Origin of the sequence: Comamonas sp. CMM02 (assembly GCF_014851485.1) — a bacterium.
Classification (GTDB): Bacteria; Pseudomonadota; Gammaproteobacteria; order Burkholderiales; family Burkholderiaceae_C; genus Comamonas; species Comamonas avium.
This window is the reverse complement of sequence record NZ_JACUZW010000001.1, coordinates 122,770-142,210: the sequence shown is the minus strand read 5'-3', so window position 1 is coordinate 142,210 and position 19,441 is coordinate 122,770. Positions and strand designations below refer to the sequence as shown.

The 19,441-nt window shown below is 56.8% G+C and carries 22 protein-coding genes and 1 tRNA gene; 4 read left to right on the top strand and 19 right to left on the bottom strand.

Translation table 11 applies throughout. The annotated features are described in order from the left end of the window. Positions 1 to 77: 77 nt before the first annotated feature. Positions 78 to 1,343, bottom strand: a complete 1,266-nt coding sequence (locus tag IB213_RS00700; RefSeq protein ID WP_370551127.1) for a DUF445 domain-containing protein — start codon at positions 1,341 to 1,343, stop codon at positions 78 to 80. Between the two features lie 334 nt (positions 1,344 to 1,677). Here IB213_RS00700 and IB213_RS00695 point away from each other — a divergent pair, with 334 nt between their 5' ends. After that, positions 1,678 to 3,834, top strand: coding sequence for a TonB-dependent receptor domain-containing protein (locus IB213_RS00695; protein ID WP_192405076.1), 2,157 nt, complete (start codon positions 1,678 to 1,680; stop codon positions 3,832 to 3,834). A 159-nt stretch (positions 3,835 to 3,993) separates the two neighbouring features. Here IB213_RS00695 and IB213_RS00690 read toward each other — a convergent pair whose 3' ends face one another. From IB213_RS00690 to IB213_RS00680, 3 genes are all read right to left on the bottom strand, one after another. Continuing rightward, positions 3,994 to 4,401, bottom strand: coding sequence for an FKBP-type peptidyl-prolyl cis-trans isomerase (locus tag IB213_RS00690; protein ID WP_192405075.1), 408 nt, complete (start codon positions 4,399 to 4,401; stop codon positions 3,994 to 3,996). A 32-nt stretch (positions 4,402 to 4,433) separates the two neighbouring features. Beyond that, the gene (locus tag IB213_RS00685; protein ID WP_192405074.1) at positions 4,434 to 5,585 is read right to left on the bottom strand and encodes an aminotransferase class V-fold PLP-dependent enzyme; all 1,152 of its coding nucleotides are present in this window, start codon (positions 5,583 to 5,585) and stop codon (positions 4,434 to 4,436) included. A 155-nt stretch (positions 5,586 to 5,740) separates the two neighbouring features. Continuing rightward, entirely contained in the window at positions 5,741 to 6,463 is a 723-nt protein-coding gene (locus tag IB213_RS00680) for a YggS family pyridoxal phosphate-dependent enzyme (protein WP_192405073.1), read from the bottom strand. A gap of 100 nt (positions 6,464 to 6,563) precedes the next feature. On the opposite strand from IB213_RS00680, the gene IB213_RS00675 reads away from it, so the two are divergent. Continuing rightward, entirely contained in the window at positions 6,564 to 7,607 is a 1,044-nt protein-coding gene (locus IB213_RS00675) for a type IV pilus twitching motility protein PilT (protein ID WP_191722428.1), read from the top strand. A gap of 23 nt (positions 7,608 to 7,630) precedes the next feature. Then, on the top strand, positions 7,631 to 8,767 hold the full coding sequence (locus IB213_RS00670) for a PilT/PilU family type 4a pilus ATPase (protein WP_191722427.1): 1,137 nt from the start codon (positions 7,631 to 7,633) through the stop codon (positions 8,765 to 8,767). Between the two features lie 56 nt (positions 8,768 to 8,823). On the opposite strand, the gene IB213_RS00665 is transcribed toward IB213_RS00670, so the two are convergent. The 3 genes from IB213_RS00665 to IB213_RS00655 form a co-directional block, all read right to left on the bottom strand. Then, positions 8,824 to 9,480, bottom strand: coding sequence for a BON domain-containing protein (locus tag IB213_RS00665; protein WP_192405072.1), 657 nt, complete (start codon positions 9,478 to 9,480; stop codon positions 8,824 to 8,826). Then, complete coding sequence (locus IB213_RS00660; RefSeq protein ID WP_191722425.1) at positions 9,480 to 10,076, bottom strand: SIS domain-containing protein; 597 nt, start codon at positions 10,074 to 10,076, stop codon at positions 9,480 to 9,482. The genes IB213_RS00665 and IB213_RS00660 overlap by 1 nt, the downstream gene beginning before the upstream one ends. A 92-nt stretch (positions 10,077 to 10,168) precedes the next feature. Continuing rightward, a complete protein-coding gene (locus IB213_RS00655; RefSeq protein WP_191722424.1) occupies positions 10,169 to 10,567 on the bottom strand; it encodes a YraN family protein in 399 nt (132 codons plus the stop codon). Between IB213_RS00655 and rsmI the strand changes: the two genes are divergently transcribed. After that, on the top strand, positions 10,567 to 11,490 hold the full coding sequence (gene rsmI / locus IB213_RS00650) for a 16S rRNA (cytidine(1402)-2'-O)-methyltransferase (protein WP_192405071.1): 924 nt from the start codon (positions 10,567 to 10,569) through the stop codon (positions 11,488 to 11,490). The two genes, IB213_RS00655 and rsmI, sit on opposite strands and share 1 nt — an antisense overlap. Before the next feature lie 285 nt (positions 11,491 to 11,775). Here rsmI and IB213_RS00645 read toward each other — a convergent pair whose 3' ends face one another. The 12 genes from IB213_RS00645 to rpsE form a co-directional block, all read right to left on the bottom strand. Next, positions 11,776 to 13,026: an Hsp70 family protein gene (locus IB213_RS00645; RefSeq protein WP_192405070.1), complete on the bottom strand. Its 1,251-nt coding sequence runs from the start codon at positions 13,024 to 13,026 to the stop codon at positions 11,776 to 11,778. A 407-nt stretch (positions 13,027 to 13,433) separates the two neighbouring features. Continuing rightward, positions 13,434 to 13,510, bottom strand: a tRNA-Met gene (locus IB213_RS00640). Positions 13,511 to 13,534: 24 nt separating this feature from the next. Next, positions 13,535 to 13,921: a 50S ribosomal protein L17 gene (gene rplQ / locus IB213_RS00635; RefSeq protein ID WP_191722421.1), complete on the bottom strand. Its 387-nt coding sequence runs from the start codon at positions 13,919 to 13,921 to the stop codon at positions 13,535 to 13,537. 129 nt (positions 13,922 to 14,050) lie between these two features. Continuing rightward, positions 14,051 to 15,049, bottom strand: coding sequence for a DNA-directed RNA polymerase subunit alpha (gene rpoA, locus IB213_RS00630; RefSeq protein ID WP_191722420.1), 999 nt, complete (start codon positions 15,047 to 15,049; stop codon positions 14,051 to 14,053). A gap of 114 nt (positions 15,050 to 15,163) precedes the next feature. Continuing rightward, positions 15,164 to 15,787, bottom strand: a complete 624-nt coding sequence (gene rpsD / locus IB213_RS00625) for a 30S ribosomal protein S4 (RefSeq protein ID WP_191722419.1) — start codon at positions 15,785 to 15,787, stop codon at positions 15,164 to 15,166. 91 nt (positions 15,788 to 15,878) lie between these two features. Next, positions 15,879 to 16,280 carry a 30S ribosomal protein S11 gene (gene rpsK, locus IB213_RS00620; RefSeq protein ID WP_174862330.1) on the bottom strand — a complete coding sequence of 134 codons (402 nt, stop codon included), beginning with the start codon at positions 16,278 to 16,280 and terminating at the stop codon, positions 15,879 to 15,881. A 17-nt stretch (positions 16,281 to 16,297) separates the two neighbouring features. Then, positions 16,298 to 16,663 (bottom strand): 30S ribosomal protein S13, encoded by a 366-nt coding sequence (rpsM, locus tag IB213_RS00615; RefSeq protein WP_191722418.1) that lies wholly within the window; start codon positions 16,661 to 16,663, stop codon positions 16,298 to 16,300. Positions 16,664 to 16,685: 22 nt separating this feature from the next. After that, positions 16,686 to 16,799 (bottom strand): 50S ribosomal protein L36, encoded by a 114-nt coding sequence (gene rpmJ / locus IB213_RS00610; RefSeq protein WP_003050535.1) that lies wholly within the window; start codon positions 16,797 to 16,799, stop codon positions 16,686 to 16,688. A 140-nt stretch (positions 16,800 to 16,939) separates the two neighbouring features. After that, positions 16,940 to 18,253, bottom strand: a complete 1,314-nt coding sequence (gene secY, locus IB213_RS00605; protein WP_191722417.1) for a preprotein translocase subunit SecY — start codon at positions 18,251 to 18,253, stop codon at positions 16,940 to 16,942. A 22-nt stretch (positions 18,254 to 18,275) separates the two neighbouring features. Further along, entirely contained in the window at positions 18,276 to 18,707 is a 432-nt protein-coding gene (gene rplO, locus IB213_RS00600; protein WP_191722416.1) for a 50S ribosomal protein L15, read from the bottom strand. Between the two features lie 11 nt (positions 18,708 to 18,718). After that, positions 18,719 to 18,901, bottom strand: coding sequence for a 50S ribosomal protein L30 (gene rpmD, locus IB213_RS00595; RefSeq protein ID WP_191722415.1), 183 nt, complete (start codon positions 18,899 to 18,901; stop codon positions 18,719 to 18,721). Between the two features lie 14 nt (positions 18,902 to 18,915). Next, entirely contained in the window at positions 18,916 to 19,437 is a 522-nt protein-coding gene (rpsE, locus tag IB213_RS00590; protein WP_191722414.1) for a 30S ribosomal protein S5, read from the bottom strand. Between the last annotated feature and the right edge of the window lie 4 nt (positions 19,438 to 19,441).

Below are 19,441 nucleotides of genomic sequence, written 5' to 3'. Positions count from 1 at the left end.
CGTTGCCATGGCCGCTGCACCTGAAACACGCCATCTTGGCCGGCCATGCATGAGCGCCAGCACCGTGCCTGCCTGTACTACAGCGCAGCCGGTGCAGGCCCCAGCCAGACGCCCATCAAGAAAAGCAGCAGTCCAATCGCGCCGCCAACCAGGGTGCCGTTGATGCGAATGAACTGCAAATCTCTGCCAATATGCTGCTCCACCAGCGCAGACAGCTCCTTGGCATCCCAGCGCTGCACAGTGTCTTGAATATGCTTGGCAATGAACTGTGAAACGTCAGGAGCCAGACTATGCGCCCAGCGCTCCAGCCGCTCGTTCATCGATGCACGCAATGCGGCGTCTTGCGCCAGCGACTGCCCCAGCCACTGCCCTGCCCCCGCCAGCCTGCGCGCCACCCGTGAATGCTCATTGCCTAGGTCTGCCTGCAGCTTGCTGCGCATGCGGCTCCACAGGTTGTGCAGGTAGCTGGACATTTTTTCATCGTGCAGCATGTAATGGCGAATCTGCTCGCCCCTTTTTGCATATGCGGGGTCGTGCTTTAACCGTTCAATCCACTGCAGCAACTGGCGATCAAATGCCTCACGCAAACGGTGCTGCGGGTTGTGCGCCATATCGGCCAGCACGCTATCAATAGCCTCGGCCATCACATCCGCGCCTTTGTCGCTGAGCCAATCCGTGGGCAGCAGCTTCTCCTTGAGCGGATGCTCTCGCTTGAGCCATTGCACGATTGTTTCTGCCATGAAAGTGCGTGAGCGTTCTTCACGCAGTACCTCCGAAATTTTGACCAGCACATCATCCAGCACCGCCTGGTGCTGCCCTTTGTGCGTCAAGGCAGACAGCACCGTGGCCATCGACTGGCTCAGGTCGACCTGCGACAGGGCGCTGCGCACCGTGCGCTTGAGCCAGCGCTCCACTTGCCTGTCTTGCACCATCTCCAGAGCACCTGCGGCCATGCGAGCCAGCTGCTGCCCGAGCAACTGGGTATTGCGCGGCTCCAGCAGCCACTGCGCCATGTGCTGTGCCAGGTCGTGCTGGCGCATCAGCGCAATCAGGGAAGGCGCATCCAGAAATTTATCGCGCACAAAGTGCGCCAGATTCTGGCCAATGCGGTCTTTGTTGCGTGGAATGATGGCCGTGTGCCGCCCCACCAGTGGCAAAGGAATGCGCCGAAACAGTGCCGTCACCGCAAACCAGTCGGCCAGCGCGCCCACCATTGCGGCCTCGGCCATCGCTTTGATGCAGCGCACGCCCCACGTGGCAGGCAAAAAATGGGTAGACACAAACACCATCGATACCGCGACGAGCAGCACCCCGGCCCAGCGCTTGGCGCGGCGTAGTTCCACAGAAACAGTCTGGCCTTGAGGCATCCGGCAATCTCCTTGCCCTGCCTAGCCTAAGCCCTCCAAACCGCGCCAGTGCAGGCGCTCGATACCCGATCAAGGTAGGAGCAGTGCTTGTGAAAGGCATGGAGGCAGTGATCTGCCGATCGTTTGTTTCATGCAACAGATCAAGGTAAACAAGGTCTTATTGAGAAGTATTCACATTCGTAACGCGATAATCGAGGAATCCAACGTCCATACAAAAATTCATAACTCGGACATAGCCTGCGCGATCACGTCGCATCGCAGCTCCAATTTCTCCATCCTTTTGAAGCCAGACTATCTGGCAGAAATTGCTATGTCTAAAATTTCATCTCCATTTTTGATTCGGCCCACCTTGCTGGCCTTGGCTGCCGCAGCATGCGCCTCTGCCAGCGCCCAGCAAGCCACCCAGACCATGTCTGAAGTGGTGGTTTCTGCTTCGGGTTTTGAGCAAGAACTCAAGCAAGCGCCTGCTTCTATTTCCGTGGTGACACGTCAAGAGCTGGAGCAAAAAAACTTCCGTGATCTGGCCGAAGCGCTGCAAGGCGTTGAAGGTATCGACGTGATGGGCGGCACCGGCAAAACTGGTGGTCTGGACATCAGCATCCGGGGGATGCCCAGCGACTACACGCTGATCCTGATTGATGGCCGTCGCCAAAATGTGGCCGGCGATGTCACCCCCAATGGTTTTGGCGCTGCACTCAACAGCTTCATGCCGCCTGTTTCCGCTATTGAACGCATTGAAATCATTCGTGGCCCCATGTCTACGCTGTACGGCTCTGACGCCATGGGCGGTGTGATCAACATCATCACGCGCAAAGTTGCCAAGGAATGGGGCGGCGAAGTCAGTGTCAGCACAGGCATTCCCCAGGAAAGCGAATGGGGTTCAGAGAACAAGGCCAACATCTATCTGAGCGGTCCTATCAAGAAAGACGTACTGGGCCTGGCTGTGCGCGGTAGTGTCTACCGCCGTGAGGCATCAGACTGGGTGCTGACACCGGGCGCTACCCAACCCGCCGGAGCACGCAATCCCGCACCAGCAGAAAGCCGCCAACACAGTATTGGTGCACGCCTGACGCTGACCCCAACCAAAGAGCACGATCTGTGGTTGGATGTGGATCAAGGTCGCACCTGGTACAACAATGAAGACGGACGTCTGGGCAACCGTGATGCAGTGAATGCATCCCCTCCAGGCTACAAAGATGCACTGCGCTTCAACCGTGATGAAGTGTCGGTGGGACATACCAGTCGTCTTGGTTTTGCCACTGTCGAAAGCAGCCTGATGCGCACAGTGACTGAAACCGAAGGCCGCACGATCCCAGGTGCTGCGGTTCCCGCCGGCGATCCACGCCGAGGCTCCGACCGTGAACTCAAGACCACCAATACAGTGCTGGATACCAAGCTGGTTGCACCTTTGGGCGATGCCCATGTACTGACCACAGGCGCTCAGTGGTGGGATGCCAAGCTGACCGATGGCCTGCTGCCCGAAAAGCACAATCAGACCATGTGGTCCCTGTTTGCCGAAGACGAATGGCGCTTGACCGACAGCCTTACAGCAACATTGGGTGGCCGCTATGACCACCACGACGCATTTGGTGGCAATTTCAGCCCCCGCGCCTATCTGGTTTGGGGTGCCAGCTCCCAGTGGACCTTCAAGGGCGGTGTCAGCCAAGGCTTCCGTGCACCGCGCCTGAATCAATTGATTGATGGCGTCAGCGGTGTCAGTGGCCAAGGTGCCACCATCAATATTGGCAACCCCAATCTCAAGCCTGAAACCAGCACCAGCACCGAATTCTCCGCGCTGTTCGACAGCTTGAACGGTGTGACAGCTTCTGCCACGGTTTTCCACAACAAGGTCAAAGACAAGATCAGCAGCGGTGGTGACTGCGCAGCGAACTTCATTTCCAGCTGCAGCGCCAACCCTATTGCCACCTATTCAATCAACGTGGATGAAGCGAAGACCTGGGGTCTGGAGTTGAGCAGTCGTGTTCAATTCAACCCGCAATGGGGCATGAAAGCTGGCTACACCTGGACCAAGAGCGAAGTCATTGAAGCTGGCATCAAAAACGGTCAACTGGCCAATACTGCCAAGCACATTGCCAGCTTGCAACTGGACTGGAAGCCTACCGACAAGTTGGGCATGTGGCTGCGTGGTGAGTACCGTGGTGGCAGCCCACGTTTCACGGGCGCTCCAGAGCGCCTGACAGGCAACAACCTGGCCATCTACCAAGCCGTGGGCGACATCAAGGCCTACCATCTGTTCCACTTGGGTGGCTCCTACCAAGTCTCGAAGAACGTCAGCCTCAACGCCAACATCTTCAACTTGTTCAACAAGGATTTCCGCAAGTTCCGTCAAGTGAATCTGAACGGCACACCAACTTGGGTCAACGAGTACTTCCAAGGCGGCGCGTCCGTCGCAGGCACCACCTTGCCCGGCCGTACGCTCTGGCTCTCTGCCAATGTGACGTTCTAAGCGATCACCTATCCACAAAAAAGGGAGGCTTGGCCTCCCTTTTTTATTTCGTCAAATAATAATTAAATGAGCTATCAGCGCTTGATAGCAGGTGATTTCAAGGTGTTTTATATCTAAAAATCAATCTACATAAGCGCTAACAGCTCATTTTTTAGATGTTCACTTACCTTGCACGCCCAGCAGCTCCACCTCAAAGTTCAGCGTGGCGTTGGGTGGAATGGCGCGTCCAGCGCCACGGCTGCCATAGGCAATGGCGGGTGGGCACGTGAGCTTGGCCTTGCCGCCCACCTTCATTTTCTGCACCGCTTCGGTCCAGCAGGGAATGACGCGGTTCAGTGGAAAGTCGATGGGTTCGCCGCGCGCAATCGAGCTGTCAAACTCCTTGCCCGTCTCTGGAAACCAGCCGCGATAGTGCACGCGTACGGTATCCGTGGCCTTGGGCTGCGCGCCCTTGCCTTCGGCAATGACTTCGTAGACCAGGCCACTGGCGGTGGTTTCGGGCGCAGCCTGAGCGGCACCCCAGGCCATCAGGCTGGCGGCGGCAATCACAAACAATGGTGTTTTCATGGGTGGCACTTTCATTGCACGGAAAGCCGCCATCATGCCTTGGCTGGCGGCACGCCAATGGCATCCAGCGCAGTGCGCAGGTGGCCCACCGAGCGATCGGCGTTGTGCCATTTGTCCAGACCAAACAATCCAATGCGGAAAGTTTGAAAGTCAGGCCCTTCATCGCACTGCAGCGGCACGCCGGAAGCGGTTTGCAAACCAACCTCCAGAAACTTCTTGCCGCTTTGAATGCCTGGGTCCGTGGTGTAGCTGACCACCACGCCCGGTGCCTTGAAGCCTTCTGCTGCCACGCTGGGGAAACCACGAGCCTGCAGCAGCGCACGCACTTTGTCACCCAGCTCTATCTGCTCTTGGCGCACCTTGGCAAAGCCGTAGGCTCGGGTCTCCAGCATCACATCGCGCAGGCGCACCAAGGCATCTGTGGGCATGGTGGTGTGGTAGGCGTGAGCGCCTTTTTCGTAGCCTTCAGCGATTTGCATCCACTTTTTCAAATCGCACGAGAAACTGGAGCTTTGCGTGCAGTCAATGGCCTGCCGTGCACGTTCAGACAGCATCACCATGGCGCAGCAGGGTGAGCTGCTCCAGCCCTTTTGGGGGGCAGAGATCAGCACATCCACACCCGTCTTGACCATGTCCACCCACATGGCCCCAGAGGCCACGCAGTCCAGCACCATCAAGGCGCCGACTTCGTGGGCGGCATCGCTGATGGTACGGATGTAGTCGTCAGGCAGCATGATGCCGCTGGCGGTTTCTACATGGGGGGCAAACACCACCTTGGGCTTTTCTGCACGAATGGCGGCCGCGACATCTTGCGCGGCACACGGTGCCCAAGGGTCCTGGCTGCCCGTGCCTTGCTTGCGTGCCTTGCAGACCACGGCACCGCCACCCAGGCCAAAGTTGCCGGTGTCAAAAATCTGCGTCCAGCGATAGCTGAACCAGCCATTGCGCACGATCAGCACCTTTTCACCATTGGCAAACTGGCGTGCCACGGCTTCCATGCCAAATGTGCCGCTGCCGGGCACCAGCACAGCAGTGTGCGCGTTGTAGACCTCTTTGAGGGTGCCCAGAATGTCTTGCACTACGCCGGTAAAGCGCTTGGACATGTGGTTGAGCGCACGATCGGTGTAGACCACCGAAAATTCCAGCAGTCCATCTGGATCGATATCAGGCAAAAGTCCGGGCATGTTTTCTCCAAATTTTCGGCAGTCATTCACTGCCTTATCTATGGAATCCAGCTTAGCATGCCGCCTTTTTCTGAGCGAGCGTGTTCACATCTTTTGTATACACAACACGGGCAAACACTGGGCCGTGCTTGTGCCACATCAACTGACACGGGGCCTCAGGTTTTGGTACTGTAGTCACGCACACCAAAAATGCCGCTGCCCACGCGCACCATGGTGCTGCCAGCAGCAATCGCCGTGTGCATGTCGGCCGTCATGCCCAGACTGACGGTATCGAGCTGCGCTGCACCAGCAATGCCTGAGGCACGAATGCTTTCAAACACCTGCACCACCTTGCGATGAATGGCCAGCATGGCTTCGTCCGAGTCCTGCGGATCAGGAATGCTCATCACCCCGCGCAGCTGCAAGCGCGGCAATTGCGCAACCGTCTGGGCCAGAGCCAGCGCTTCTTGCGGGGAGCAGCCGGACTTGGTGGCCCCGCCATCCACGTTCACTTGAATGCACACTTGCAGCGGTGCCAGATCATCAGGGCGCTGCTCACTCAGGCGCTGCGCCACCTTCTCCCGGTCAACGGTGTGCACCCAGTCAAAATGCTGCGCAACCAGCCTGGTCTTGTTGCTTTGAATCGGGCCAATGCAATGCCACTGCAGGGGTGGCACATCTTTCATGGCGCGCACGGCGGCGATCTTTTCTACACCCTCCTGGATGTAGTTCTCTCCGAAAGCACGCTGTCCCGCCAGGGCCGCTTCGCGGACCGCCTCGGCAGGAAAGGTTTTAGAGACCGCCAACAATGCCACTGCTGTGGGCTGTATGCCGCACCTTTGACATGTGTCGGCAATCTGCGCGCGAACGCTTTGTAGCTTGTTTGCAATCGTGGTCATAATCTTGTCGAGCGTACCAAACCAGCCAAACTGCTGACACGAAGTCGCCCATAAAAAGCGTCGCTGCAGCGAACGCGACACCTAGAGAGGGAAAACTGCTGTGGACATTACCACCCTGCTGGCATTCAGCGTCAAGAACAAAGCATCGGACTTGCACCTGTCGGCAGGCTTGCCGCCCATGATTCGCGTGCACGGTGATGTGCGCCGCATCAACGTAGAGCCGCTGGACCATAAAACGGTACACGGCATGGTCTACGACATCATGACGGACGGGCAGCGCAAAGCATATGAAGAGAATCTGGAGGTGGATTTCTCGTTCGAAATTGCTGGGCTGGCACGCTTTCGTGTGAACGCGTTCAACCAGTACCGGGGCGCGGCAGCCGTTTTCCGCACGATTCCCAGCAAAATCCTCACCCTTGAGGATTTGAATGCACCCAAGATTCTTGCGGATCTGGCACTCAAACCGCGTGGTCTGGTACTGGTCACGGGCCCCACAGGCTCGGGCAAGTCAACCACACTGGCGGCCATGGTGGACTACCTCAACAACAGCCAGCACGGGCATATCCTGACGGTGGAAGACCCCATCGAATTCGTGCACGATTCAAAGAAATGCCTGGTCAACCAGCGCGAGGTGGGCCCCATGACCCACTCCTTTTCCACCGCTTTGCGCTCTGCTTTGCGCGAAGACCCGGACTGCATTTTGGTAGGTGAAATGCGTGACCTGGAAACCATCCGCCTGGCCATGACTGCCGCCGAGACGGGCCACCTGGTGTTTGGCACGCTGCACACCTCCAGCGCCGCAAAAACCATTGACCGTGTGATCGACGTGTTCCCGGCTGAAGAAAAGGAAATGGTCCGCGCCATGCTGTCTGAATCGCTGCAGGCCGTGATCTCACAGACACTGTGCAAAACCAAGGATGGCAGTGGCCGCGTGGCAGCCCATGAAATCATGCTGGGCACCAGCGCTATCCGCAACCTGATTCGCGAAGGCAAGGTTGCACAGATGTATTCCGCTATCCAGACCGGTAGCAATGCGGGCATGCAGACTCTGGATCAGAACCTCACAGAGCTGGTGCGCCGCAACATCATCAGCGCCGCAGAGGCACGTGGCAAGGCCAAGTCGCCTGAAAACTTCCCCGGCTAACCCCGGCTATTGGAGACAGCGACATGGAACGCGATCAGGCCAGTAAATTTATTAACGACCTCCTCAAGCTCATGGTGGCCCGCAAGGGCAGTGACTTGTTTATCACGGCAGATTTCCCGCCCGCCATCAAGGTCGATGGCAAGGTCATCCGCCTGATGGATCAGCCGCTGGTGGCCGCACACACTATGTCACTGGCGCGCTCCATCATGAGCGACAAGCAGGTGGCTGAGTTTGAGCGCACCAAAGAGTGCAATTTTGCGATCTCGCCTGCCGGCATTGGCCGCTTTCGTGCCAACGCTTTCATCCAGCAAGGCCGTGTCGGTCTGGTGCTGCGAACCATTCCGGCAACCATTCCCTCCATTGACTCCATGGGACTGCCGCAAGTGCTCAAAGATGTGGCGATGACCCAGCGCGGCCTGTGCATCTTTGTGGGTGCTACAGGCTCTGGCAAGTCCACCTCTTTGGCCGCCATGGTGGACTGGCGCAATGAGCATTCCCAAGGGCACATCATCACCATTGAGGACCCGATTGAGTTTGTGCACCCCCACAAGAACTGCATCATCACGCAGCGCGAAGTGGGTCTGGACACGGACAGCTGGGAGGCCGCCCTCAAGAACACGCTGCGCCAGGCCCCGGATGTGATCTTGATGGGAGAAATTCGAGACCGCGAAACCATGGAACATGCCGTGGTGTTCTCTGAAACCGGCCACCTGTGTCTGGCAACGCTGCATGCCAACAGCGCCAACCAGGCGCTGGACCGCATCGTGAACTTCTTCCCGGAAGAACGCCGCGAACAGCTGCTCATGGATTTGTCGCTCAACCTGCGGGGCATGATTTCTCAACGCCTGCTGCCCCGTGAAGACGGCAAAGGCCGCGTAGCCGCCCTGGAAGTGATGCTCAACACCCCGCTGATCTCTGACCTGATTGCCAAGGGGGATGTGGTGGAGATCAAGGAAATCATGAAGCGCAGCCGTGAGCTGGGCATGCAGACCTTTGACCAATCGCTGTTTGAGCTGTATGAAAGCGGAGTCGTCATGTACGAAGATGCGCTGCGCAGTGCAGACTCGGTCAACGACCTGCGCCTGCAAATCAAGCTGCACAGCAAACGCGTCAAAAATACCGATCTGGCCGCTGGTACTGAGCACTTTCGCATCATGTAACCACCGCAGCCATCACAAAAAAACCCGGCTATGCCGGGTTTTTTGCGTCCTGCTCTTTAGTTTTGCGCTGCAGGGTCTTGCTCAACGGGTGCCGGAGTGGTCCGGTAGCTGGCAAGTTCTTCTTCCGTGATCGTCTCGAACACACGCACTACCTTGCGTACATCGTTCACACCGCGTGCAATTTCTGCAGCACGCTTGGATTCGCGCGGTGTCAGGATGCCCATCAGATAGACCACATTCATTTCTGTCACCACCTTGATGGTGTTGGCCTGCAAGTCCTTGGCATCCAAAATGCTGGCCTTGACCTTGCTGGTGATGAACGTGTCTTTGCTGCGCTGTGCGATGGAAGAGATAAAGGGCACGACCTCCAGCTCATTGATCACGGTGCGCACGTTTTCTACGCCCGCCACAATGCGCTCTACCTGCGCTTTTTCAGCAGCGGTACGTACCTCTCCAGTCAGCAGCACCAGACGGTTAAAGCTGGTGACGCTCACGCGCTCGCCATTGTTCAGAACATCTCTGATCAAAGACGCTGCCTTTTGCTCGATACGCAGATCTTCCAGGTACATGCCAGAAGTTCTGCGGTCAGATGCCACCAATACACCCGTCACCGCGCCGCCGCCCACCAGCAATGGCACGCAAGCCGACAGGCTCCCCACCAGCATGCCCGCAGCCACGATGGCCAAACCTGTTCGACGCCACTGTTCTTTCATTACGACTCCTGTTCGCCTAGTAATTGGGTATCAACACCATCGCACAGGCAGTTGAGTACCAAGTCATGCACTTCGCGCACACGTGCTGGCCGTTCGTGGGGTACACAAATCAGCACATCGGTCTCCCGCACACGTCCGGCCAGTGCCCCCCCTGTATGCCCTGTCAGCACCACCACCATCATGTCGCGCTCATGGGCGGCTTCTACGGCCTCCAGCATGCTGCTTTCATGGCCGCTGATAGAGATGACCAGCAGCACATCACTGGCCTGGCCCAGTGCCCGTACCTGCCGCGCCACGTAGTGGTTCGACAAATTCGCTGCGCCAGAGCCTGCACTGAGAAAGCCGCTGTCTGATGTCAGTGCCAGGGCCGCCAGCTCCGGGCGATCGCGTTCAAAGCCGCTCACGCACAGACTGGCAAACATCTGCGCCTGGTTGGCAGATGCACCCGACCCGCAGGCCAAAATTTTGCCGCCGCCTGTGATGCAGGCCAGCAAGGCCTGAACGGCCGAAGAGATGGGCAAACTCAACGTCTGCGCGGACTGGTACTTCAAGTCGGCGCTGTCGATGAAATGCTGTTGGATTTGTTGCTCAAGCATGGAGTGCTGATGATAACTGCGTGCTTTCTCAGATTTTGTAGCGTTCGGTTAACACCGCATCTGACTGAGACATCTCTACATAGTTCCGCTGTCTAGGTGGCATCAAAGGCCGCACGCAGCCACTGCTGGCGCTGTGCATCAATCAGCACCACATCAAAACGGCAGGCCGCCTGCACGCCACGTTGAAGCAGCCAATGCTGTGCGGCCAACATAATGCGCTGGCGCTTGGCATGCCCGATGCTGCCGCCCGCCCCACCAAAGCCAGCATGGCTGCGACTGCGCACCTCTACAAACACCACGGTGCCATCCGCTTCTTGCAGGATTAAATCGATCTCGCCCCCTCCGCGTCCGGGCGTCCGATAATTGCGGGCAATTAGCTGCAGGCCCTGAGCCTGCAAATAGGCCAAGGCCTGATCCTCCCCCGCACGGCCACGCGCTTGCGCATTCATCGCGGGAGGAACGGCTGGCGGCTTTTTCCCAAGGAAAAACATTGAGCGCCTCTTTCGTTTCGGCATTGACGGCAGCGCGTGAAGCCGCTGCCACCCAAAACTATCCCCAGGGCACACTGTACGTTGTGGCTACGCCTATCGGCAACCTGGCCGATATCTCGCTGCGCTCTTTGCATGTGCTGCAGATGGTCGATGCCATTGCCTGCGAAGACACCCGCCATACCCAGGGCATGCTGCGCTCATACGGGCTGGAGCGCTCTGGCAGCCAGTTGCTGGCCGTGCACCAGCACAACGAGGCAGAGGCCGCAGCAGGCATCATTGCGCGCCTGCAGCAAGGCCAGCGCATCGCCTATGTCAGTGATGCAGGCACCCCCGGCGTCAGTGACCCCGGTGCGCGCCTGTGCGCAGCGCTGGCAGCCCACGGTTTGCGCAGCATGCCACTGCCCGGTGCCAGCAGCATCACCAGCGCCCTCAGCGTAGCGGGCTGCGTGCCACCCGGCCAGACCGATGGAGGCTTTGTCTTTGCCGGCTTCTTGCCCACCAAGAACGCTGAGCGCCAGACCAGCGTACAAAAATTGGCCGACGAAGCACGCTGCGTCGTACTGCTGGAAGCGCCACACCGTATCCAGGATATGGCCAAGGCCCTGGCGGTACTCGGTACACGCAAGGTCACACTGGCGCGCGAGATCACCAAGCAATTCGAACAGATCACCACCCATGCGGCCCAAGATGTAGCAGACTGGCTGGATGCTGATGCCACGCGCATCAAAGGCGAATTTGTGGTGGTTCTGCACCCCGTAGAAGTGCAGCAGGAAAGCGGTGAAGGCGAACGCGTGCTGCGCCTGCTACTGGCCGAGCTGCCCACCAAAACCGCGGTCAAACTGGCCGCCGACATCACGGGCGCCAGCCGCAACACCCTGTACGACCGCGCTTTGCAGATCAAACGCGAAGCTCAAGACGAGTAACCGCTGAAGTAGCAGCTAACGCGTACTCAGCCAGCGTTCAACTGAGCACGCATTTTCAGATTTGGCATAGCTTGCAAGACAGGGACAGTGGAGGTCATTTGTCACCACCTGCCTTGCAACGATGCTGCCTCGCGAGTGTGCTGATTCCGACTGAGTGCTGCTACCGCGGCTCAGCCAGTCACAAGTTTGCGCCTCATACGAGGTTTAATACGCTGCAGACAGTACGCAGGGTTCGCAAACAGGCATACGGGCAATCACGGCTCACCAGAAGCCGTTGAGTGGCCCTTATGCGTAGGCAAGCCCAGAAGCCACACCACCAAACAAATCACCAGCCACTTGCGGCACACCGGGAAAAGCCACACCCAGCGCATCACGCAAGGTTTGCAAGGCTGAAGAGCCACCCGTCAGGTACAAAGCCGTCACCTGATCATTTTGCAGGCCTGCCGCCTGCACGCACTCCTGGGCACACTTGACCACATCAGCCAGCAGCAACTGCAGATGCTGGGCCAAGCCTTCGGGCGTGATCTGCGCTGCCAGTCCGGCCTCCAGCCAGCCCAAATCCAGCGCAGCGGTCGCTGCCATGCTGGATGCACTGATCTTGCCTTGCTCCACGGCATCCGCCACACGGTGGCCTGCCTGCTCCTGCAAGACACGCATCAACCGTGCGTGCAGGTTGCGATCGCTGTAGTCATTGCGCATTGCCTCCGCATCGCGTAGCGCCTTGGGGCTGTAGAGCCACTGGATCAAATGCCAGGTCGACAGGTCATAAAAAGTGCGGCTGGGTACCTCACGACCCGAAGGCCCTTGGTGGCCCAGACCCAGCAAAGGCTGCACCTGTGCAACGTTGAGCCTGTGGTCAAAATCCGTCCCGCCAATGTGCACACCAGTGGTGGCCAGAATATCTTGCGAACGATCGCGCTTGCCCGCATGCTGCGGCCCCAGCCGCACCACGGTGAAGTCAGACGTTCCGCCGCCAATGTCCACCACCAAAATGCACGCCTCCTGGCTCAAACGCTGCTCATAGTCCAGCGCCGCAGCAATCGGCTCCAACTGAAAAGCCACATCCTGGAAACCTGCCGTATGTGCGGCAGCTTGCAGCGAGGTTTGAGCCTGTGCATCGCGCTCTGGGTTGCCGTCCACAAAATGCACCGGGCGGCCCAGTACAACACGCTCAGGCATGCCGCCCATGTGCTGCTGTGCCTGTTGCGCCAGGTGCTTCAAGAACATGGCGATCACATCCTGGTAGCTCACCAGTTGGCCATGCACCGCTGTTTTATCTTGCAGCAAGCTGCTGCCCAGCAGACTTTTGAGTGACCGCATCAAGCGGCCCTCTTCACCCGCCAGATACTGGTGCATGGCATCACGCCCATAGTGCGTAGTGCGGTCTTCATAGTTAAAGAACAGCGCCGTAGGCATGGCTGCAGCACGCCCTTCCAGCGGCACCAATTGCGCTGTGCTGCCTGCAGTACGCCATGCCATGGCCGAATTGGAAGTGCCGAAGTCAATACCCAGCGTCGTATGTGGAAGGATGTGCATGCGAAATTTCAACCGAAGGCAGCTCTCATCAAAAAATGAGCTGCTAGCGCTTATGAGATAAGGTTTTCAGATACAAAACCATTTAAAAACCTTATTTGACAAGCGTTGCTAGCTATTTATTTGTAGAGGCCATATCTAACAAGGGGCGTCATTTTGGCAGCAACTGCCCATCATTGCAGAGCTTCTGAAAACGCCCAGCAACTGCCATGGTTACGCTCGCACTTCTGACATTGAAGACTCTTTAGGCCTGCTCAGGGCTCTTTAGGCACGCCACCTCCTCCACCCTCCAAGCTGCACCCAGCGTCTGTGCAGCCGCACGTGCTGCGCTTGCTCTTGAATGTGCGAGCCGTATTCAGAATGCAAACAACAAAAAACCCTGTTGAATTGCTTCAACAGGGTTTTTGATTTGGTTGCGAGGGCCGGATTTGAACCAACGACCTTTGGGTTATGAGCCCAACGAGCTACCAGACTGCTCCACCTCGCGGTATTTCCAAATTATAGCACAGAATTATTCTGCAGCTTGTGTTTGCGCTTCTTCAGCTTGCTCAACCAGTTCCACGAAAGCCATGGGTGCATTGTCACCAACGCGGAAGCCCATCTTCAGGATACGTGTGTAGCCGCCAGGACGCTTTGCGTTGCGGGGGCCCAGCACGTTGAACAGCTTGGTGACGCTGTCGCGGTCGCGCAGACGGTCAAATGCCAAGCGGCGGTTAGCCACTGTGTCAACCTTGGCCAAAGTGATCATGGGCTCGATCACGCGGCGCAGTTCCTTGGCCTTAGGCACAGTGGTCTTGATCGCTTCGTGTTCGATCAAAGAATTCATCATGTTCTGCAGCATCGCCTTGCGGTGCGAAGAAGTACGATTCAGTTTACGGAGTCCGTTGCCGTGACGCATGGTGCTTTCCTTTTAGGTAGTTTGGTCGAGTGGCCGTAATCAGGTACCGCTCGGTGCACGTATGTGAAAAATAACTGGCCCTCTACCCTTGCAGGTAAAGAGCCAGCGATTATAGCTTGAAGTCGCGAATTAACGCTTTTCCAGGCCTGCTGGTGGCCAGTTCTCGAGCTTCATGCCCAGAGTCAGACCGCGGGAAGCCAAGACTTCCTTGATTTCGTTGAGCGACTTACGACCCAGGTTAGGTGTCTTGAGCAACTCGTTCTCGGTGCGCTGAATCAGATCACCGATGTAGTAAATGTTTTCTGCTTTCAGGCAGTTTGCGGAACGTACGGTCAGCTCCAGCTCGTCCACAGGACGCAGCAAGATAGGATCGAACGTTTGCGCGCTGGTGCGGCTGCCGCCAGCTTGCAGGATGCCGCCTTCACCAAATTCGCCATCCAGCTGAGCAAACACAGCCAGCTGCTCCACCAAAATCTTGGCGGATGCGCGCACTGCGTCTTCAGCGTTGATTGCGCCGTTGGTTTCGATTTCGACAACCAGCTTGTCCAGATCGGTACGCTGCTCTACACGTGCAGATTCCACGGTGTAGCTCACGCGACGAACAGGCGAGAACGATGCATCCAGCACAATGCGGCCGATCGACTTGGTCGACTCGTCACCGTAGCGGCGCACGTTACCGGGCACATAGCCACGGCCTTGTTCTACCTTGATCTGCATATCCAGCTTGCCGCCTTGCGACAGGTTGGCAATCACGTGATCAGGATTGATGATCTCGACGTCATGGGGAGTCTGGATGTCACGCGCGGTCACCACGCCTTCGCCATCCTTGCGCAGACTCAAAGTCACTTCGTCGCGGTTATGCAACTTGAACACCACACCCTTGAGGTTCAGGAGGATGTTGACCACATCTTCTTGCACGCCATCGATGGACGAGTACTCATGCAGCACGCCGGCAATCGTGACTTCCGTCGCTGCATAACCCACCATGGACGACAGCAAAACGCGACGCAGGGAGTTGCCCAGCGTATGGCCATAGCCACGCTCAAAAGGCTCCAGCGTTACCTTGGCACGGTTGTGACCAAGCTGCTCAACATTAATCGTCTTGGGTTTCAGCAGATTTGTTTGCATGCAGACTTCCTCTCAATACCCCCGGCTCGTTACACCGGTAAGGCTGGTGAAGCACCTAAACCGCGATGCCTCGCGGTTTAGGGACGGGGTTGGTTAATAAATTAACCGGGACTATTAACGCGAGTACAACTCGACGATCAACGATTCGTTGACGTCAGCTGCGAACTGGTCGCGGTCAGGCACTTGCTTGAAAGTACCTTCAGCCTTGTCCAGGCTAACTTCCACCCAAGCGGGGAAGCCAACTTGTTGAGCCAATTGCAGGGCTTCAACAATACGGGCTTGCTTCTTGGACTTTTCGCGCACAGCAACCACGTCACCGGCCTTGACCAGGTACGAAGCGATGTTGACGGATTGGCCGTTCACAGTGATGGCCTTGTGGGATACCAGCTGACGTGCTTCAGCACGTGTAGAGCCGAAGCCCATGCGGTAGACCACGTTGTCCAGACGAGTTTCCAGCAGACCCAGCAGGTTCGCGCCAGTGTTGCCCTTCTTCTGGTCAGCAGCTTCGAAGTAACGGCGGAATTGCTTTTCCAGCACGCCGTACATGCGCTTGACCTTCTGCTTTTCACGCAGTTGCAGACCGTAGTCAGACGTACGCTGACCGGATGTGCGACCGTGTTGGCCAGGCTTGGTGTCGAACTTTGCCTTGTCCGCGATGGAGCGACGTGCGCTCTTCAGGAACAGGTCGGTGCCTTCACGGCGGGAGAGTTTGGCCTTGGGGCCGAGATAGCGTGCCACTTGAGCTTCCTTTATGTCATCTGCCGTGCTTAAACACGGGAGCCACCCGGGGTGTCATAAAACAACCCGGGTGGCGGTGGGCTTACAAAAATTAGATACGACGACGCTTTTGAGGGCGGCAGCCGTTATGGGGAACCGGTGTCACGTCCGCAATGGAAGTGATGCGGATACCCAGAGCACCCAGGGCGCGAACCGAAGATTCACGGCCAGGACCGGGACCCTTGATTTCGACGTCCAGGTTCTTGATGCCCTGTTCGATAGCAGCGCGACCAGCCACTTCCGACGCAACCTGAGCTGCAAAAGGAGTCGACTTGCGCGAACCCTTGAAGCCCTGGCCACCCGACGAAGCCCACGACAGAGCGTTGCCTTGACGGTCGGTGATAGTGATGATCGTGTTGTTAAACGAAGCGTGCACGTGTGCAATGCCGTCCGAAATGTTCTTGCGAACTTTCTTACGTACGCGTGCTGCAGCGTTGTTTTGTGCCTTAGCCATAGTGATCTCTCAATCCCTTATTTCTTCAGTGCCGCAGCGCCTTTGCGCGGACCCTTACGAGTACGGGCATTGGTACGAGTACGTTGACCGCGCATAGGCAGACCACGACGGTGACGGAAACCGCGGTAGCAACCAATGTCCATCAAACGCTTGATGTTCATGGTTGTTTCGCGACGCAGGTCACCTTCCAGAGTCATAGGAGCCAACACGTCACGGATCTTTTCCAGATCCGAGTCAGTCAACTCTTTGATTTTCTTGGAGTAATCGATACCGCAAGCTTCGCAAATTTTGCGAGCAGTCGTACGACCAACACCGAAAATGGCGGTCAGGCCGATTTCAGCATGCTTGTGGGGCGGGATGTTAATACCAGCAATACGTGCCATATTAGTCCTCTAATACTTTCAATCAGCCCTGGCGCTGCTTATGGCGCTGGTCTGTGCAGATCACGCGTACCACGCCTTTACGGCGGATGATCTTGCAGTTGCGGCAGATTTTCTTGACCGAAGCCGAAACTCTCATTTCATTCTCCTAAAACTTTGCATCCGTATTCACTTTTTCGACCTGGACACTGCCTGTGACCGCGAAAAAATGTAGAGCACTCATACTTGCCTGTTATGGGATTCCTTCTGGGATTTCCCAGAAGGAATGGCCTTCATATCTCAGTGACCTGATGCCTTGAAGTTGGCCTTCTTAAGAAGGGACTCGTACTGCTGCGACATCATGTAGTTTTGTACTTGCGCCATGAAGTCCATGGTCACCACCACAATAATCAGCAGTGATGTACCACCGAAGTAAAACGGAACGTTGTACTTCAGAATTAAGAACTCAGGCAACAGACATACAAACGTAATGTAGACGGCGCCAGCCAGTGTCAAACGCACCAAAATTTTGTCAATGTAGCGGGCAGTCTGATCACCAGGACGAATGCCTGGGATGAAAGCACCACTCTTCTTCAGATTATCGGCGGTCTCGCGACTATTGAACACAAGTGCCGTGTAGAAGAAACAGAAGAAAATGATTGCGGCGGCGTAGAGCATCACATAAATCGGCTGACCGGGGGTCAGTGTCGATGCAATGTCCTTCAACCAGCGCATGGATTCTCCTGCACTGAACCAATTCACCACGGTTGCTGGCAACAAGATGATCGAAGAAGCAAAGATGGGAGGAATGACACCTGCCATGTTCAACTTCAGTGGCAAGTGCGAAGACTGACCACCGTACACCTTATTGCCGACTTGGCGGCGTGCGTAATTCACCAAGATCTTTCTTTGACCACGCTCGACAAACACGACGAAGTACGTCACTGCTGCCACTACGAGGACGATAAAGATCGCGGCCAGAATGCTCATGGCACCGGTACGAACCAGCTCCAGCAATCCACCGATCGAGCTTGGCAAGCCTGCGGCAATACCAGCAAAAATCAGGATAGAAATACCGTTGCCCAGACCACGTTCTGTGATCTGCTCGCCGAGCCACATCAGGAACATAGTGCCAGCTGTCAGGCTGACCACCGCAGTCATGCGGAAGCCAAAACCTGGATCCAACACCAGACCTGGAGAGCTTTCCAAAGCCACGGCAATACCCAACGACTGAAAGAGTGCCAGGCCCAAAGTGCCGTAGCGGGTGTATTGAGTAATCTTGCGACGACCCGCCTCACCCTCCTTCTTCAGCTGCTCAAATGTAGGGACGACATACGTCATCAGCTGCATGATGATCGATGCCGAGATATACGGCATGATCCCCAGTGCAAACACTGTGAAGCGCGAGAGCGCTCCACCCGAGAACATATTGAACAGGTTGAGAATGCCCTGCTGGCCATTAAACAGCTGCTGCAGCTGCGCTGGATCGATGCCCGGCACGGGGATATGCGCCCCGATACGGTAAACGACCAACGCAAGCAACAGAAAAACCAGTCGGCGACGCAAGTCGCCAAACTTGCCGGTTTTTGCAATTTGAGCTGCGCTAGTAGCCACGGATGTCTCTTTCAGAACTTAATCAGGCGATGCTGCCACCGGCAGCTTCGATGGCGGCCTTGGCACCGGCTGTAGCGACAATGCCGCTCAGCTTGATAGCCTTGGTCAACTCACCGCTCTTGATAACCTTCACCACCAGGGCGTTGGAAGCTACCAAGTTTGCTTGCTTCAGTGCTGCGACATCAACGTCGGCCAGACCCAGCTGCTCCAGAGCAGCCAATGTCACTTCAGCGTTGAACTTCAAAGTCATGGACTTGAAGCCGCGCTTAGGCAAACGACGTTGCAAAGGCATCTGACCGCCTTCGAAGCCTACCTTGTGGTAGCCACCCGAACGCGATTTTTGACCCTTGTGACCACGACCGGCAGTCTTACCCAGACCGGAACCGATACCGCGGCCAACGCGACGCTTAGCGTGCTTGGCGCCTTCTGCAGGCTTGATGCTATTGAGTTCCATCATCAATCCTTTCACAGAACCTTCACCAAGTAGGCGATCTTGTTAATCATGCCGCGCACTTCAGGAGAATCCTGCAGTTCGCTGACGCTGTTCAGCTTACGCAGACCCAGGCCACGCACAGTCGCACGGTGCGACTCTTTGGTGCCAATGGGGCTACGAACCAGCTGAATCTTGACAGTTTGTTGTGTTGTCATGTGCTGGACTCCGATCAGGCGGTGAAGATGTCTTCAACCGACTTGCCGCGCTTTGCTGCCACTTCCGAAGGAGTTGTGGAGTTCTTCAAAGCGTCGAGCGTGGCGCGAACCATGTTGTAAGGGTTCGAAGAGCCATGGCTTTTGGCCACGATGTCGGTGATACCGACCACTTCGAACACAGCGCGCATTGGGCCGCCAGCAATAATGCCGGTACCCTTGGGAGCTGGGTGGAGTTCCACGCGAGCTGCACCATGATGACCCAACACAGAGTGGTGGATGGAGCCGCTCTTGAGCGAAACCTTCATCATGTTGCGGCGGGACTCTTCCATGCCCTTTTGCACGGCTGCAGGCACTTCTTTCGACTTGCCCTTACCCATGCCAATACGGCCATCACCGTCGCCAACCACGGTCAGTGCAGCGAAGCCGAGGATACGACCGCCCTTCACAACCTTGGTGACGCGGTTCACCGCGATCATTTTTTCGCGCAGACCGTCGTCACGACCTTCGTCTTGCACCTTGGGGGAAAACTTTGCCATTTTT